Genomic DNA, 16,059 nt, shown 5'->3' with positions numbered 1-16,059 from the left:
CAGCACGGACGCGACCGGTCCGGGACCCGCGAGCAGTTGCTCGGCGGTGTCGCGGTCCACGCGTGGTGGTCTCTGAATGCTCATGACGTCTTCCTTGGCGCCCGCTCGCCCGCGAGCGTCACACCGGAGGCCGCGACCGGCCGGTCTCCCGGTTCGTCGAGCCGCTCGCCGAGCTTGCGCAGCCCCCGCCACACGGCGGTCCGCACCGCGCCGGGCCGCTTGCCCATCACGGCGGCGGCCGCCCGCGCGTCGAGCCCCATCACGACCCGCAGCAGCACGGCCTCCGCCTGGTCCCTCGGCAGGGTGGCGATCAGCTCGATGGTCGCGTTGGTCGCCGCCAGCGTGATCGCCTGCTCCTCGGTGTCGTTGCGGTCCGCCAGGTCGACCAGCGCGTCCATGGACAGCCCCGGCGCGGGCCGCCGCTGCATGCGCCGGACGTGGTCGAGCGCCCGGTGCCGGGCGATGGTCGCCGCCCAGCCGCGGAACCCGCCGGGGCCGTCGTCCCGGAAGGTGCGCAGGTCACGCGCGATCTGCAGCCACGTCTCCGAGGCGAGGTCCTCGGCGTCCTCCCCGCCGACGAGCCCGCGCAGGTACCGCAGCAAACCGGGCTGCACCTCCCGGTACAGCTGACGGAACGCCGCCTCGTTCCCGTCACGTGCCGCCCGCACCGCCGCGGACAGGTCAGCCGCTGCCTGACCAGCTGTCACTCACGAACCTCGACTCGACGTAGGAGGACCCCACCAGTGTTGGCGCACGGTCCCCCGGAAACGTCACACACCCGCCTCAGCGGGGCAACGCCGGGTTGGTGGTCGCGCCGGTGCTGGCGCTGCCGACCTGGGCCTCGTACTTGGCGAGCACGCCGGTCCGGTGCGGGTTGGGCGGGGCCTGCCAGGCGGCCACTCGCGCCGCGATCTCCTCGTCGGGCAGGTCGACGTCGAGGCGACGGGCGGCGACGTCGATGGTGACCGTGTCGCCGTCCCGCACGGCCGCGATCGGCCCGCCGCGCACGGCCTCCGGTGCCACGTGCCCGACCATGAATCCCCTGGTCGCGCCGCTGAACCGGCCGTCGGTGAGCAGCGCGACGTCCGACCCGAGGCCCGCACCCATGAGCGCGCCGGTGACCGCGAGCATCTCCCGCATGCCGGGCCCGCCCGCCGGTCCCTCCGCCCGGATGACGACCACGTCACCCGCCACGATCTGCCCGGCGAGCACGGCGGCCATCGCGGCCTCCTCGCCGTCGAACACCCGCGCCGGGCCTCGGTGGTACTGCCGCTCGTGCCCGGACAGCTTCACGACCGAGCCGTCCGGCGCGAGGTTGCCGCGCAGGATCGCGAGGCCGCCGGTCGGTTTGAGCGGCCGGTCGAGCGGCAGGACGACCTCCTGGCCCTCGGTCTCGGCGGCGTCGTGCACGGCCTCGCCGATGGTCTGGCCGGTGACGGTCATCGCGTCCTGGTCGAGCAGCCCGCCCTCCAGCAGGCGCCGGACGAGCAGCGGCACGCCGCCGGCCGCGTACAGGTCGGTGGCGACGAACCGGCCGCCGGGCTTGAGGTCGCAGATCAGCGGGGTCTTGGCGCTGATCTCGTCCATGTCGTCGATGTCGATCGCCACGCCCGTCTCGGCGGCGATCGCGAGCAGGTGCAGCACGGCGTTGGTGGAGCCACCGGACGCGGCGACGGCGGTCATCGCGTTGCGGATCGACTCCCGGGTGATCACGGCGCTCGGCCGGATGCCTGCGGCCAGCACGTCCATGGCGAGCCGGCCGACCCGCTGCGCCACCCCCGGTTTGCCGTCGTCCTCGGCGGGCACCATCGCGGAGCCGAGCGGGGACAGGCCCATCACCTCGAACACCATCGCCATGGTGTTGGCGGTGAACTGCCCGCCGCACGCACCGACCCCCGGCGACGCGGCCGCCTCCAGCTCGGCCAGCTCGGCGTCGGTGATCCGGCCTGCGGAGTGCGCGCCGACCGCCTCGAACACCTCCTGCACGGTGACGTCCCGGCCCTGCCAGCAGCCTGGCCGGATCGACCCGCTGTAGAGCAGCACACTGGGCAGGTCGAGCCGCGCCATGGCCATCACCACACCGGGCAGCGTCTTGTCGCACCCGGCGATCCCGACGAGCGCGTCGAAGCAGTGGCCGCGTGCGACCAGCTCGATCGAGTCGGCGATGACCTCCCGCGACACCAGCGAGGTCCGCATGCCGGGCGTGCCCATCGTGATGCCGTCGGAGATCGCGATCGTGTTGACCTCCATGGGCGTGCCGCCCCGCTCCCGCACCCCGTTCTTCGCCGAGGCCGCGAGCGTGCGGTGCGTGAAGTTGCACGGCATGGTCTCGGTCCAGCAGTGCGCCACGCCGACGAACGGCTTGCCCAGCGCCTCGTCGTCGTAGCCCATGCCCTTGAGCTGTGCCCGCGCCCCGGCCCTGGCCGGGCCTTCCACGAGCGCGCGCGAACGATGCCGAAGCTCCATGGACGCCTCCCTGCACTGGACGGGTCACGTCAACCGTAGGGCGCGCGACCGCCTTTGGCATCGCCGAACCCGAGAAGTTCGGCGTGCGTGGAAGGGCATGGCGAGCGACGATCGGCACGTGCTCGACATCAGCGGACTGACGTGGGCCGTCACCTTCGGGCTCATCATCGCCCTACTGGCAGTGGACCTGATCGCCGCGAGCCTGCGCCCCCACCGGGTCGGGTTCAAGGAAGCCACCGCGTGGTCGATCTTCTACATCCTCGTGGCCATCGGCTTCGGGGTGTGGTTCGCGGCGGCGTACGGCTCCGAGGCGGGCACCGAGTACTTCGCAGGCTACATCGTCGAGAAGAGCCTGTCGGTGGACAACCTGTTCGTGTTCGTCATCGTGATGACCACGTTCGCGGTCCCGGAGGAACACCAGCACAAGGTCCTGACCTTCGGCATCGTCCTCGCGCTGATCATGCGGGGAATCTTCATCGCGCTCGGCGCAACGCTGCTGTCGTTGTTCTCCTTCATGTTCCTGCTGTTCGGACTGCTGTTGATCGGCACGGCGATCCAGCTGTTCCGGCATCGCGACGAGGACCCGGACGTCGAGGACAACGTCATGGTCAAGGCCGCGCGCCGGGTGCTGCCGGTGACCGAGGAGTACGTCGGCGGCAACCTCTTCACGAAGGTCGACGGCCGCAGGATGGTCACCCCGCTGCTGGTGGTGCTGATCGCGATCGGCAGCATCGACCTGCTGTTCGCGCTGGACTCGATCCCGGCGGTCTTCGGCGTCACCGACGAGGCCTTCATCGTGTTCACGGCCAACGCGTTCGCGCTGCTGGGCCTGCGCGCGCTGTTCTTCCTGGTGAAGGGCCTGCTGGACCGGCTGGTGTACCTGTCGGCCGGTCTCGCGCTGATCCTCGCGTTCATCGGCGTCAAGCTGATCCTGCACTGGGCGCACGTGGACATCGACGAGGACATCCCCGAGATCCCCACCCCGCTCAGCCTCGGCGTGATCGTCACCGTGCTCGTGGTGGTCACGGTCGCGAGCCTGATCAGGACCCGCGACGACCCGACGGCCAAGGCCCACCCCGGCTCCCTGCGGGCACACCGGCCGGGTGAGCGTGATCACCCGGCCGAGTGACTACCGGCCCGGCGAGGTTTGTCCAGCCCCCGTGACTGTCAATGGTGGAGGGACACCGCGCCGGAGGGGGGCACATGCCAGCGCTCGACACGCCACTCGACACCGCGACCCTCGTCGCAAGGGCGAGGGACGGCGACGCCCGCGCGTACGAGGAGGTCGTGCGCCGCTACCAGGCACCGATCTACCGGCTGGGTCTGCGCATGCTGTCGAGCACGGTCGACGCGGAGGACGTCGCGCAGGAGGTGTTCCTGACGGCGTGGCGGCGGCTGCCCCGGTTGCGGGACGACGCCGCGTTCGCAGGCTGGCTGTACCGCGCGACGACCAACCGGTGCCTGAACCTGATCCGCGCCCGCAGGCCGGTCGCCGACGTCGAGCTGGACACCCGCGAGTCGCCGTCGGCCGACGGCGGACCGGAGCAGGCCGCGGAGGCGGGGGCGCGGTTGTCGGCGCTGGTCTCGGCGCTCGGTGCACTGACCCCGGAACAGCGCGCGTGCTGGCTGCTGCGTGAGATCCACGGCCGTTCGTACGACGAGATCGCCCGCACCATCGGCACGACCGCGACCACGGTGCGTGGCCGGATCGCGCGGGCCAGGGCAGTGCTCGCGGAGGTGATGTCGCCATGGCGGTGACCCAGGGTTACCGGCTGCCGTGCGGCCGGGACGTGGAGGACGTGTGGCGGCACCTCGACGCGGGCGACGAGCACGACCGCACCTGCCGGTACTGCCGTCGCACGCGGGAGAGCCTGCTGGTGCTGCGTGACCTGACGAAGGAGCTGGCCGACGAGGACATCGCGCCGCCGCGTGACCTGACCGGCCGCGTCATGGCCGCGGTCCGCGCGGAGATCCGCAGGCACGAACTGCTCGGCCCGTCCGCCGACACCGAGGGCGGGGTTCGGCTCAGCGCGCAGGCGGTGGCCGCGGTGCTGCGGTCCGCCGCCGACGGGGTCGACGGCGTGCGGGCCCGCCGCTGCCGGGTGACCGAGCTGTCCGCCGACGACCGGGCGATCGAGGTGGAGATGACGATCGCGGTCGCGTTCGGCCGGTTCGCGTTGCCCGCACTCGACGAGGTACGGGACCGGCTCGCGGCCGCGGCGCTGGCCCAGGTGGGGGTGCGGCTCGCCCGGCTCGACCTGACGGTGGAGGACCTCTACGAACCGGGAGGCCGGGCATGAACCCGCACGTCCCGAGCCACCCGCCGCGAGGCGGGGCGGGTGCGGCGAGGTGGTGCACGTGATCACCGTCGCGTTGGCGAGCTCTGTCGCCGGGGCACGGTCGGAGGCCGGGTATTCCCCCGCCGTGCTGGCGGCGGTCGCGGTGCGGGCCGCGGCGGCGGTACCGGGGGTGCGGCGTGTCGAGCCTGGGGTTGCCGGTCTTGTGGCCTCCGTTGGGCGGCTGGTTCGGCAGCGGGCCAAGGGGCTCACGCCCGCCGCGGCGGAGGGGACCCGGGTCTGGGTCGCGGGCTCGCACGTGTGCGTCGAGGTGGGGGTTGCCGTCGCGGGGCAGGCGATCGCGGTCGGCAACGCGGTGCGTGCCGCGGTGGCGGCCGAGTTGGCCGAGGCGACCGGGGTCACCGCCGTGGTGACCGTGTCGGTGCTCGATATCGAGTTGCCGGGATGACCGCACCCGCGGGCACGGTCGCCGAGGTGGTGCTCGCCGCGGTGCGGAAGGTGCCGGGCCTGCGGCCCGCGACGCCTCAGGTCACGCGGATGCCGTGGGATCTGGAGTTGCTCGCGGTCGACGTCGCGCCCGGCGACATCGAGGTGCGGCTGGTCGCGCTCGTGCTGCCGTTGGGGCCGGTGCTGCGGCTGGCGGAAACCGTGGTGCGGCAGGCACTTGCCGACGTCGGCCGGGAGAGGACCCTGCTGCGGCTGGTGATCACCGACGTCGACGCGACCGCGTTCGACCAGGGTCCGTGACGATCCGGGCCCCGCATGTCCGAGGAGTACACAACCACAGGGAGAAATCATGACCGGAACGGCAGAAAAGGCGCAGGACAACGCCAAGCGCGACGACAAGAACGCCGTCTCACGACTGGTGTCGAACCAGGGGTCGACCACGATCGCGGACACCGTGGTGCAGAAGATCGCCGGGCTCGCCACCCGCGAGATCCCCGGCGTGCACGACCTCGGCAGCGGCACCGCCCGTGCACTCGGTTCGCTGCGGGAGCGGATCCCGGGTGCGACCGCGAGCGCGGGACAGGGCGTCGCGGTGGAGGTCGGGGAGACCCAGGCGGCCGTCGATCTGCAGATCGTCGTCGAGTACGGGGTCGCGATCACCGACCTGTCGCGGTCCATCCGGCGCAACGTGATCACGTCGATCGAGCAGATGACCGGGCTCGAGGTCGTCGAGGTCAACATCAACGTCAGCGACGTGTACATCCCCACTGACGACGACACCCAGCCGGAACAGCACCGGGTGCAGTGATGAACTCGGCACACATCGGGCTGCTCACCGGCCTGACACTGGGCATGGCGGCCGCGTTCGGCGGGTTCAGCGCGTTCCTCGTCGTCCTCGTCCTCGGTGCGCTCGGCCTGCTCGCCGGCCGGTACGCCGACGGCAAGCTCGACCTGTCGGCGCTTCTCGGCCGGGACCGGGGATGACCGCCGCCGCGACCGTGAGCCGGGGACGGACCACGGTCGGCACGCAGGCCGTCGAGCGGATCGCCGCCCACGCACTGTCCGAACTGGACGACGTGGGTGGCACGACACGCACGATGCTGGGCATCTCGGTCGGCGCGGGCGCGCCGGGCCGCGAGGCCAAGGTCACCGCGCGGGTCAGCGGCGAGGAGGTCGCCATGACCGTGCGGATGTCGGTCGCGTACCCGGCGTCGGTGCGGGGCACCGCGCGGCGGGCGCGGGCGCACCTCACGCGGCGGGTCGGTGGCCTCACCGGTCTTACCGTGTCCACAGTGGACGTCACGGTGACGGGGCTGTACCAGGATGTCGCGCCCGCGCGGAGGGTGTCGTGAAGCGGCGGCCACGGCGTGGTGTTCCCGCGACACTCGCCGCGCTGGTGCTGTGCGCCGCCGGAGCACTGGCCGCGATCGTCGCCATCCAGATGCTGCTGCACGAGGATCCGTGGATCAGCTACGACCGGGCGGCGACGGCACTGTATGACACGCGCTGGAGCGACACGTCCGTCCTCGTCGCCGGGATCGTCGTCGCCGCGCTGGGCCTACTGATGGTCATGGTCGCGGTGCTGCCCGGCAGGCCGACCGTGCTCCCCTTACGGGACACCGGCAACTCTGGTCTCGACTCCGGCGCGTCCCGGCGCAGTCTGCGGAACACGCTGCGGGCGGCGTCCGCGTCGGTCGACGGGGTGTCCTCGACCCGGTTGCGTCTCGGCCGCCGTCGCGTGCGTGCCGCGGTCCGCACCAACCGGGTCACCACGGCGGGCCTTGACGACGCGGTGACCTCGGCCGTCGAGCACCGGCTCGACCAGATCGGCCCGGCGATCGACCTGACCGTCCACACGCGAGTGTCGACCACGAGGAGGGGCCGGTGAACCGGGTACTGCTCGCCATGATCGGGCTCGTCCTGCTGGCAGCGGGTGGTTTCGCGATCGCAACGCAGACCGGCGTGCTCACGCTGGTGGACCGCGACGCGCGGCTGGTGCCGGGCGTTGGCGAGCCGCCGACATGGGTGCTGTACGTCATCGCGGCCTCGGGTGTCGTCGTCGCCCTGCTGGCGCTGCGCTGGCTGCTGGCGCAGATCACCCCGGCGACGAAAAACCAGACGTGGCAACTGGAAGAGGACTCGGAGTCCGGCGGGACCGAGCTGTCGACGAGTGCCGCGACCGACCCGTTCGTCACGGACGTGACCGCGTGCCCCGGTGTGCACACGGCACGCGCGGCGCTGTCGGGACCGCCCGCGTCGCCGCGACTCGCGATGGTGGTCGGGATCGAGCAGGACACCTCGGTGGCGGCCGTGCGCGAGTACATCGGCGCCTACGCGCTCCCCCGGCTGCGACAGGCACTGGACCTGGGCGCCCTGCCCACCGCGGTGGAGTTCCGCTTCACCACGAAGGAAGGCACCCGGGTCCAGTGACCCGTTCACCGTCGGGTCACTAGGTCAGGGAGCCTGCGGGCGACCTCGGCAGGCGAGGGCATGCCTGCGATCTCGGCCGCGACCGCGCGGGCCGCGTCCCGGTGCCCGGCGCGCACGGCCGCGGCGCTGTCGGCGATCGCGGCCGGGGTGACCTCGCCGGGGAGGAGCTGGCGGGCGGCGCCGACCTCGGTGAGCGCGTCGGCGTTGGCGAACTGGTCGGCACCCTGCGGCAGGACCAGCTGCGGTACACCCGCGGCCAGCGCGCCGAGGGTGGTGCCGCTGCCGCCGTGGTGGACGACCAGTTCGGCGTGCGGAAGGAGGTCGGCCTGCGGCACCCATTTCCGCACGACGACGTTGCCCGGCACCTGGCCCAGCTCCTCTGGCCGCACCCGCCCGGTGGCGACCACCACCGGCTTCCCCAGCGCGGCGAGGCCGCGGATGGCGGTGGTCAGCAGCTCGGCGGTGCCGAACGCGGTGCCGAGGGTGAGGTAGATCAGCGGGCCGTCGAACGTCTCGCCGGGTTCGGCGAACGGGACCGGACGCAGCGGGCTCCGGCTGTCGAGGAAGTCCTTGTCCTGCAGGGAAGGCGGGCAGATGTCGAGGTGCGTGCCGCCGCGCGGCCTTTCGAGCCCGATGCCGTCGGGGTACATGCGCCCGAAGCCGTGCCAGAGGCCGGGGATGCCCGCGTCGCGTGCGGCGGTGGCGGCGCCGGGCAGGCCCCATTCGTGGATGACGAGGTCGGGGCGCAGACGGTCCAGTTCGGGGGCGAGGTCCTCGGCGTAGATCTCGTAGAACGAGTCCGAGGGGCGGAAGGGGCGCAGACCGTGTGCCGCGAGTGGCGCGTGGACCTCCTCACCGGCGGCGAAGTGCACCTCGTGCCCGGCTTCCCTGGCGGCGATGGCGAGCGGGATCAGCGGATAGGTGTGGCCGACCGAAGCCAGGCTCGCGAACAGCACGCGCATGCGATCAACGTACGCACCGCGCCCGGTCCCGGCGCCCGCGTTCGCTGAGGGCTCAGCGGCGCAGCTCGGCCAGCTTGGTCTTCACCCCCTGCGCGAGCAGGTGGAACGCCTCGGGGTCGCCCTTGAGCACGGCCTCGGTCACCGACTTCATCTGCTCGAACGTGGCGTGCGGTGGGATCGGCGGCACCTCGGGGTCGCAGTGGATGTCCAGCACGACCGGGCGGTCCGCCATGAGCGCGTCCTCCCACGCACGCCCGACGTCGCCGGGATCGGTGACGGTGACGCCGCCGAGGCCGAGCGAGCGGGCGAACGCCGCGTAGTCGACGTCGGGCAGGGTCTGGGACTCCTCGAACTTCGGCGCCCCGCCCATCGCCCGCAGCTCCCAGGTGACCTGGTTGAGGTCGTTGTTGTGGAACACGCACACCACGCACCGCTGGTCGTCCCACAGGTGCCGGTAGTGGGCGAGGGTGATCAGCTCGGCCAGCCCGTTCATCTGCATGGCACCGTCGCCGACCAGCGCGACCACCGGGCGGCCGGGATGGGCGAACTTGGCGCCGATCGCGTACGGCACCCCGGGGCCCATCGTCGCCAGCGTGCCCGACAGGGAGGCACGCATGCCTTCGCGCAGCCTGAGGTTGCGGGCGTACCAGTTGGTGGACGAACCGGAGTCGGCGGTCACGATCGCGTCGTCCGGGAGGCGGCTGGACAGCTCGGCGACGATCCGCATCGGGTTCACCGGCCGCGCGTCCACATCGGCCTGGTCGTTCACGGTGGACCACCAGTCGGCGACGTCCTTCTCGATCTTCTCGCGCCAGCCTCGGTCGTCCTTGCGGGTGAGCTTGGGCAGCAGCGCGGCCAGCGTCGCGGCCGCGTCGCCGACCAGGTTGATCTCGGTCGGGTACCGCATGCCGATGAACCGGCCGTCGATGTCGATCTGCACGGCCCGCGCCTGCCCGAACTCCGGCAGGAACTGGCTGTACGGGAAGTTCGACCCGATGATCAGCAGCGTGTCGCAGTCACGCATCAGCTCGAAGCTCGGCCGGGTGCCGAGCAGGCCGATCGAACCGGTGACGTAGGGCAGCTCGTCGGACAGCACGTCCTTGCCAAGGAGTGCCTTCGCCACCCCGGCGCCGGTCAGCTCGGCCAGCTCCCGCACCTGCGCGGCCGCGCCGCGCGCACCCTGCCCGACGAGGATGGCGACCTTCTCCCCCGCGTCGACCAGTTCCGCGGCCCGCGCCAGGTCACCTTCCGGTGGCACCGGCGCCGCCCACGCCGTGCCCGGCGAGCTGGACGGGACGTGCTTGAACGTGTGCTGCGGCGGCTCGTACGCGGCCTCCTGCACGTCGTTCGGGATGATCACGGCGGTCGGCGCGCGACTGGCCTGCGCGACCCTGATGGCCCGGTCGATCGCGTTCGGCAGCTGCTCGGGCACGTTGACCTCGACCAGGTACTCGGAGGCGACGTCCTTGAACAGCGAATGGAGGTCGACCTCCTGCTGGTAGCTGCCGCCCATGGCACTGCGTGCGGTCTGGCCGACGATCGCGACCACCGGCACGTGGTCGAGCTTCGCGTCGTACAGGCCGTTCAGCAGGTGGATGGCGCCGGGACCGGAGGTGGCCATGCAGACGCCGACGCCGCCGGAGAACTTCGCGTACCCGACCGCGGCGAACGCGGCCATCTCCTCGTGCCGTACCTGCACGAACCGCGGGTCGTTGCCGGCCTTGCCGAACGCGGCGACCAGGCCGTTGATCCCGTCGCCGGGGTAGGCGAAGATCTGCCGCACGCCCCAGTCCCGCAGGCGCTGGAGGACGTAGTCACCGACTGTCTGTGCCATGGGTTCGACTCCCGCTCGTCTCGGTTCGCCCATGACGGCTACCCGGCGAGCGAGGCCGTACACCTCTCCCGGTGGGCGGCGACGGCCAGGCGGGTCTCCTCGGCGATGAGGTCGGCGTTGATCTGCGCACCGGCGCCCGCACCGGCCGCGGCCGACGTGCCTACCTGCGCGGCGAGGTCGGTGACGTTGCCCGCCACCCACACCCCCGGCACGTCGGTGCGGCCTGCCTGGTCGGCGGGCAGGTGCTCGCCGATCCCCGACGGATGTGCGACCGGCGTCAGCCCGAGACCGGCGAGGAACCCGGCCCTGGCGACCATCCGGGTCGCGACGGCCACCGCGGTACGGGCGACGACGGTGCCGTCCGCCATCCGCACCCCGGTGATCCGGTCGTCGGTGATCTCGAGGCCCGCGACCTCGCCGGGGACCACCCGGATGCCGCGTGCCGCCAGCTCCTCCGCCTGCTCCGCCGAGGGCGGCAGGGTGTGAGAGAAGACCGTGACGTCGGCGCTGAGCTGCCGGAACAGCTGTGCCTGGTGCATCGACATCGGCCCGGTCGCCAGCACGCCGATGGCCTGGTCGCGGACCTCCCAGCCGTGGCAGTACGGACAGTGCACGACGTCCTTGCCCCACCGTTCCCGCAGACCGGGCAGGTCCGGCAGCTCGTCGACGAGTCCGGTGGCCACGAGCAGGCGGCGGCCGATGATGGTCCTGCCGTCGGTCAGCGTCACGGCGAACCGGTCGCCGTCGCGGGTCACGTCGGCCACCTCGCCCGGCGTGATCTCGCCGCCGTAGCCGACCACCTCCTCCCGGCCGAGGGCGAGCAGCTCGGCGGGCGGGGTGCCCTCCCTGCCCAGCAGCCCGTGCACCCCGGCCGCGGGTGCGTTGCGGGGTTGCCCCGCGTCGACCACCACCACCGACCGCCGCGAGCGCGCCAGCATCAGGGCCCCGTTCAGCCCGGCGGCACCGCCGCCGATCACCACCACGTCGTACTCGGTCACCTTGACCACCTCCTCGGCCCACGATGCGCGCGGTCTCGCCCGGGTGGCAACAACCGTTGCCGAAGTGGCAAACTGCTGGACATGGACGACGATCTGGACCAGGCACTGGACGCGGTCGGCCCCCGCCTGCGCGCGCTGCGCAAACAGCGGGAGACGACGCTGGCCGACCTGTCCTCGGAGACCGGTGTCTCGGTGAGCACGCTGTCCCGCCTGGAGTCCGGCGCCCGCAGGCCGACGCTGGAGCTGCTACTCCCACTGGCCAAGGCCTACAACGTGACGCTCGACGAGCTGGTCGGCGCGCCGCCGACCGGCGACCCGCGCATCCACCTGCGCCCGGTGCAACGCCACGGCATGACCATGCTGCCGCTGACCAGGCGAGCGGGCGGCATACAGGCGTACAAGCTGGTCATCGCGCCCAGCAGCCCCCGCCGCGACCCGGAACCCCAGACACACGAAGGCTACGAGTGGCTGTATGTCCTCAATGGACAGTTGAGGGTGGTCCTCGGTGAACACGACTTCGTGATGTCCCCCGGCGAGGCCGCCGAGTTCGACACCCGCGTCCCGCACTGGTTCGGCGCCGCCGACGAGGAACCCGTCGAGTTCCTGAGCCTGTTCGGCAAACAGGGCGAGCGCGCACACCTGAGAGCACGCCCAAAGCAGGATTGAGGGTGATTTCGGACTGTCGTGGCAGGAGCGAGAAAATTCCCTTATGCTGGCGACAACCGAGGCTCTTACCGAGCGGGGAACTCGGCGATCATGACACTGGGGGAGTTTTCACGAGGGGGGATCGCGTTCCTGGGGGACAGTAGCGCGCTCTTGTAACCGTTGCACCACAACGGGTGTACTCCCCTGCACACACGCAGGAGGAATGTAGATGACTGACGTCATCACCCAGCCGACACAGACCGTCACAGCGACGGGACCCAATTACGGGCTCACCAAATTCTTGGACCCGTTGCGGATTCCGCCGCTCGTCCGGCCGCATTCGTGGTGGCACCAGGACGAGATCACGATCAACATGACCACGGCGCGAACGCGGCTGCACTCGCAGCTCCCCGCGACCACGGTGTGGGCCTATGAAGGACAGTTCCCCGGCCCCACCATCGAGGTCCGCAGCGGCAAGCGCCTGCGGATCGCGTGGAGCAACGACATCGAGGGCACCATCCCGCTCGTCGCGGTGCAGGCGCCGCTCGTGCCCCCGAACCCGAACCCCGCGAACAGCCCCGGCTACCGCAACGCCGACGGCACCCTGCCGGAGCACGTCAAGATCATCGAGGGGGTCGCTGAACTGCCTGCGTGGACCGTGGTCCACCTGCACGGCGCGATGACCGGCGGCGGCAACGACGGCTGGGCGCACAACGCGACGCTCGCGGGGCACGCGCAGCTCACCGAGTACCCGAACGTGCAGCCGTCGACCACGCTCTGGTATCACGACCACGCGATGGCGGTGACGCGGTTCAACGTGCACGCCGGGCTGGCCGGGCTGTACCTGGTGCGTGACCGCGAGGAGGACACGCTGGAGCTCCCCGGTGGTGATCACGAGATCCCGCTGATCATCGCCGACCGCAACCTCGACACGGACCCGGGCACCGGCGCACTCACCGGGCAGCTGCTGTTCAAGGTTCCCTACGTATTGGCGAACGGCGCGATGATCCCGTTCACCGGCCCGTTCAACGTCGTCAACGGGGTCATCTGGCCGCACCTGGACGTGGATGCCCGCTGGTACCGCTTCCGCGTGGTCAACGCCGCGAACTCGCGGTTCTACCGCCTCAACCTGATCGACGAGGCGGGGACCGTGCGCAACGAGGCGGTGCGGATCATCGGCACCGACGGCGGTCTGCTGCCGAAACCGGCCTCGGTGCCTGCGGACGGGCTGGTCCTCGCGCCAGCCGAGCGGGCCGACGTGCTGATCGACTTCAGCCGGTTCAAGGGGCAGCGCCTGCGCCTCACCAACACCGGCAGCGCGGTCGAGCCGGACCTCATGGAGTTCCGGGTGGAGAACCGGGACCGGCACGACTCGTTCACGTTGCCGGAAAAGGTGTCGACGTCCTACAAGCGGCTGAGCCACGACTCGCCGGAGCTGGCGGAACACGACCACGTCTTCGTCGCCACCGTCCCGCAGGGCACCGAGGGCGAGGCGCACCCGCAGATGTGGGAGCTGCAGGAGGTCCCCGACGAGGAGGTGCCGGCCGAGTTCCCCTCGGCGGGGATCATCCAGGTCACCGACCCGGCCGACGGGAAGGTGAGGACGTTCCGGAAGGTCGCGAGCCTGTTCGACGACACCAACACGTTCTTCATCGACCACGGCCGGTGGGCGGTGTGGAACCTGATCCACCTCGGCGGGCCGACGCACCCGATGCACATCCACATGTCGCAGTTCCAGCTGCTGACCCGGCGAGAGTACAGCGACACCGAGCTGACGACGTTCGATGTCGAGACGGGCGGCACCACCGCACCACTGCCCGCCCCGGCCGTCGGCAGGCCGCTGGAGGCGTACGAAGAGGGGTGGAAGGACGTCTTCCAGCTACAGGCGGGTGAGTGGCTGACGGTGGCCGGACTGTTCGAGGGCGCGACGGGCCAGTTCATGTACCACTGCCACATCCTCGACCACGAGGACGAGGGCATGATGCGCCCGTTCGTCGTGCACCCGCCGGAGGTCTCGCGGTTCCACATCCACCCGGGCCACCCCCACGGCGAGCACTGAGCAAGCCAGAAGGGTGGCATGCCATGAAGGACGCTTTCGGGTCGTCAAGCCCCGAAAGCGTCCTTCGGGGCGGCATCCCTAGACGCTGCGCAGCACTGACACCACGACGCCGAGTACCACCGCGCGGTCGCCGTCGATGACGTCGTAGGCCGGGTTGCGGGGTTCGAGGTACACGTGCCCGTTGCGGCGGCGGTACACCTTCACCGTCGCCTCATCGTCGATCATCGCGGCGACGATCTGGCCGGAGTGGGCCTCGCGTTCCTGGCGCACCACCACGATGTCGCCGTCGCAGATCGCGGCGTCGATCATCGAGTCGCCCCGGACGCGCAGGCCGAACACGGTGCCCCGGCCGGTGAGCCCCCTTGGCAGCGTGAGGATGTCGTCGACGTGTTCCTCCGCCGCGATGGGCACACCGGCCGCGATGTCGCCGACCACCGGCACGGGCACCGAGTCACCGGGCCGCACCCCCGCCGCCGGGTCGGACAGGAAAGCGCGCACGTCGATCGGCCGGCTCACCGACGTGCTGCGGCGCAGGAAACCCTTGTCCTCCAGGGCGGCGAGGTGCTTGGACACCGACGACGCCGACCGCAGCCCGACCGCGTCGCCGATCTGCCGCGTGCTGGGCGAGTAGCCGTACTCGACCACCCAGTCGCGGATCGCGACGAGGATCCGCTGCTGCCGCTCCGGCAGGGTCGATGCGTCGAGGCCGAGATCGTCGAAGGTGGTCACCGGCAAATCCTAGGGCCAGCCGCACCTACGGACCTCGTCCGGCGCGCCGGTCACATGCGCGTCGAGTACGCGCACTGCCAGTGCTCCCAGCCGACCTTCGGCGTGATCGACCCGGTCAGCTGCCTGCTCCAGCCGGGGGTGTCCGTCGTGTAGTAGTACGTGGCCGGGGGCAGATGCAGCGTCACCGACGGGCGGCCGTCGAGGTTCCCGCAGGCGGCCGGGTCGTCTTTGGCGTAGTTGGCCGGGCACAGCTCGCAGGCGGGCACGTTGATCTCGTGCGCGGTCGGGCCCGCCAGGAGCACCTTCACCGGCTTCTGGCTGTCGTTGTAGAACGTCATGGTGATCGAGCCCGGGTCGTTGCCACCGAGCGGAGGCGGCATCGGCAGCGTCACGTCCATGGCGGAGGCGACCTTCGCGGAGATCCGCGCCGCCTTCACCTGCGCCACGCGGCCGTCTTTCGGGTAGCCCGCGAGGAACGCGTCGAACGTGCTGACCGCGTCCCCCCTTCGTTGCGCGCGGAACTGGCTCATCCCGCACTCGAACAGCGACCGCGCCCGGAACGTGTTCGCGTCGGCCACGACCTTCTCCCCCGCGCTCGACGGGTCGAGGTCCGCGAAGTACGCGAGGACCGTCAGCGAGTCGTCGCAGAACTTGCCCGCGCCGTACGGTTTCGTCGCCGCCGCGAACATGTCCGCGATCGCCGATGGCGCCTTCTTCGCGGCCTCGGTGTCGGCGAAGTCCCTGCGCAGCATGAGAAGCGTGTCGACCGACAGCCGCGCGTCGACCGGGGTCACCGGTTCCCGCCAGCTCGTGGCCTTCGCGAAGTGGGTGTCGGCGAGATTGTCGTGGACGTACGGCGCCAGCGAGCTGTCCTGGTGGATCTTGCCGAAGTCGTCGTACAGCACGATCGCCGACTCGTAGTCGTCGCGGTCCTGCGCGGCACGGGCCTTCTCGAAGGCGGCGCACTCCACCGACCTGGCCCGCGCGTCGAGCACGTCGGCGTTCAGCGTCAGCTCGAACGGGCCGGTGACGGTGTCGAACGCGCCGACGGCCGTGACGCAGTCGCCGTTCGCCTGCGCGGCGACCCCGTGGTCGTACACGGCGGCGCCCGCGAGGCCGTACCCGGCGTAGAGGGCGGCCACCACGGCGACCGCGACCGCACCGGCCACCACCGGCCTGCGCTGCCGGGGGC

At 71.4% G+C, this 16,059-nt stretch carries 19 protein-coding genes; 12 read left to right on the top strand and 7 right to left on the bottom strand.

Features of this window, described 5'->3' with window-relative positions; translation table 11 throughout:
• Positions 1-80: 80 nt before the first annotated feature.
• On the bottom strand, positions 81-707 hold the full coding sequence (locus WBA97_RS25160) for an RNA polymerase sigma factor (protein WP_424233382.1): 627 nt from the start codon (positions 705-707) through the stop codon (positions 81-83).
• Positions 708-783: 76 nt separating this feature from the next.
• Positions 784-2,466: a dihydroxy-acid dehydratase gene (gene ilvD / locus WBA97_RS25155; protein ID WP_424233381.1), complete on the bottom strand. Its 1,683-nt coding sequence runs from the start codon at positions 2,464-2,466 to the stop codon at positions 784-786.
• Positions 2,467-2,584: 118 nt separating this feature from the next.
• Here ilvD and WBA97_RS25150 point away from each other — a divergent pair, with 118 nt between their 5' ends.
• From WBA97_RS25150 to WBA97_RS25105, 10 genes are all read left to right on the top strand, one after another.
• Positions 2,585-3,595 carry a TerC/Alx family metal homeostasis membrane protein gene (locus tag WBA97_RS25150; protein WP_424233383.1) on the top strand — a complete coding sequence of 337 codons (1,011 nt, stop codon included), beginning with the start codon at positions 2,585-2,587 and terminating at the stop codon, positions 3,593-3,595.
• A 74-nt stretch (positions 3,596-3,669) separates the two neighbouring features.
• Positions 3,670-4,224: an RNA polymerase sigma factor gene (locus WBA97_RS25145; protein WP_424233380.1), complete on the top strand. Its 555-nt coding sequence runs from the start codon at positions 3,670-3,672 to the stop codon at positions 4,222-4,224.
• On the top strand, positions 4,215-4,766 hold the full coding sequence (locus tag WBA97_RS25140) for an Asp23/Gls24 family envelope stress response protein (RefSeq protein WP_424233379.1): 552 nt from the start codon (positions 4,215-4,217) through the stop codon (positions 4,764-4,766). The genes WBA97_RS25145 and WBA97_RS25140 overlap by 10 nt, the downstream gene beginning before the upstream one ends.
• A gap of 58 nt (positions 4,767-4,824) precedes the next feature.
• On the top strand, positions 4,825-5,211 hold the full coding sequence (locus tag WBA97_RS25135; protein WP_424233378.1) for an Asp23/Gls24 family envelope stress response protein: 387 nt from the start codon (positions 4,825-4,827) through the stop codon (positions 5,209-5,211).
• A complete protein-coding gene (locus tag WBA97_RS25130; RefSeq protein ID WP_424233377.1) occupies positions 5,208-5,510 on the top strand; it encodes a hypothetical protein in 303 nt (100 codons plus the stop codon). Before WBA97_RS25135 ends, WBA97_RS25130 begins: the two co-directional genes overlap by 4 nt.
• A 49-nt stretch (positions 5,511-5,559) precedes the next feature.
• Positions 5,560-6,018, top strand: a complete 459-nt coding sequence (locus tag WBA97_RS25125) for an Asp23/Gls24 family envelope stress response protein (protein ID WP_424233376.1) — start codon at positions 5,560-5,562, stop codon at positions 6,016-6,018.
• The gene (locus WBA97_RS25120) at positions 6,018-6,194 is read left to right on the top strand and encodes a hypothetical protein (RefSeq protein WP_424233375.1); all 177 of its coding nucleotides are present in this window, start codon (positions 6,018-6,020) and stop codon (positions 6,192-6,194) included. Before WBA97_RS25125 ends, WBA97_RS25120 begins: the two co-directional genes overlap by 1 nt.
• Positions 6,191-6,562 (top strand): Asp23/Gls24 family envelope stress response protein, encoded by a 372-nt coding sequence (locus tag WBA97_RS25115; RefSeq protein ID WP_424233374.1) that lies wholly within the window; start codon positions 6,191-6,193, stop codon positions 6,560-6,562. The genes WBA97_RS25120 and WBA97_RS25115 overlap by 4 nt, the downstream gene beginning before the upstream one ends.
• On the top strand, positions 6,559-7,098 hold the full coding sequence (locus WBA97_RS25110) for a DUF6286 domain-containing protein (RefSeq protein WP_424233373.1): 540 nt from the start codon (positions 6,559-6,561) through the stop codon (positions 7,096-7,098). Before WBA97_RS25115 ends, WBA97_RS25110 begins: the two co-directional genes overlap by 4 nt.
• A complete protein-coding gene (locus WBA97_RS25105) occupies positions 7,095-7,640 on the top strand; it encodes an alkaline shock response membrane anchor protein AmaP (RefSeq protein ID WP_424233372.1) in 546 nt (181 codons plus the stop codon). Before WBA97_RS25110 ends, WBA97_RS25105 begins: the two co-directional genes overlap by 4 nt.
• A 5-nt stretch (positions 7,641-7,645) precedes the next feature.
• Here WBA97_RS25105 and WBA97_RS25100 read toward each other — a convergent pair whose 3' ends face one another.
• From WBA97_RS25100 to WBA97_RS25090, 3 genes are read right to left on the bottom strand one after another with little or no spacing between them, the layout of a single operon-like run.
• Positions 7,646-8,602 carry a glycosyltransferase gene (locus WBA97_RS25100; protein WP_424233371.1) on the bottom strand — a complete coding sequence of 319 codons (957 nt, stop codon included), beginning with the start codon at positions 8,600-8,602 and terminating at the stop codon, positions 7,646-7,648.
• Between the two features lie 52 nt (positions 8,603-8,654).
• On the bottom strand, positions 8,655-10,436 hold the full coding sequence (locus tag WBA97_RS25095; RefSeq protein ID WP_424233370.1) for a thiamine pyrophosphate-requiring protein: 1,782 nt from the start codon (positions 10,434-10,436) through the stop codon (positions 8,655-8,657).
• Positions 10,437-10,474: 38 nt separating this feature from the next.
• A complete protein-coding gene (locus WBA97_RS25090; RefSeq protein ID WP_424233369.1) occupies positions 10,475-11,434 on the bottom strand; it encodes an NAD(P)/FAD-dependent oxidoreductase in 960 nt (319 codons plus the stop codon).
• 81 nt (positions 11,435-11,515) lie between these two features.
• Here WBA97_RS25090 and WBA97_RS25085 point away from each other — a divergent pair, with 81 nt between their 5' ends.
• Both WBA97_RS25085 and WBA97_RS25080 read left to right on the top strand, forming a co-directional pair.
• Positions 11,516-12,100 carry a helix-turn-helix domain-containing protein gene (locus WBA97_RS25085; RefSeq protein WP_424233368.1) on the top strand — a complete coding sequence of 195 codons (585 nt, stop codon included), beginning with the start codon at positions 11,516-11,518 and terminating at the stop codon, positions 12,098-12,100.
• Between the two features lie 208 nt (positions 12,101-12,308).
• Positions 12,309-14,138 carry a multicopper oxidase family protein gene (locus tag WBA97_RS25080; RefSeq protein ID WP_424233367.1) on the top strand — a complete coding sequence of 610 codons (1,830 nt, stop codon included), beginning with the start codon at positions 12,309-12,311 and terminating at the stop codon, positions 14,136-14,138.
• A 78-nt stretch (positions 14,139-14,216) separates the two neighbouring features.
• Here WBA97_RS25080 and lexA read toward each other — a convergent pair whose 3' ends face one another.
• Together lexA and WBA97_RS25070 are read right to left on the bottom strand one after the other, a co-directional pair.
• Complete coding sequence (gene lexA, locus WBA97_RS25075; protein WP_424233366.1) at positions 14,217-14,867, bottom strand: transcriptional repressor LexA; 651 nt, start codon at positions 14,865-14,867, stop codon at positions 14,217-14,219.
• A 50-nt stretch (positions 14,868-14,917) separates the two neighbouring features.
• A partial coding sequence (locus WBA97_RS25070; RefSeq protein WP_424233365.1) for a hypothetical protein occupies positions 14,918-16,059 on the bottom strand: 1,142 nt, incomplete at its 5' end.

The sequence above is a fragment of the Actinophytocola sp. genome (assembly GCF_049647105.1).
Classification (GTDB): Bacteria; Actinomycetota; Actinomycetes; order Mycobacteriales; family Pseudonocardiaceae; genus Actinophytocola.
The sequence above is the reverse complement of the archived record's forward strand: the minus strand, read 5'-3'. Positions and strand labels throughout refer to the sequence as shown.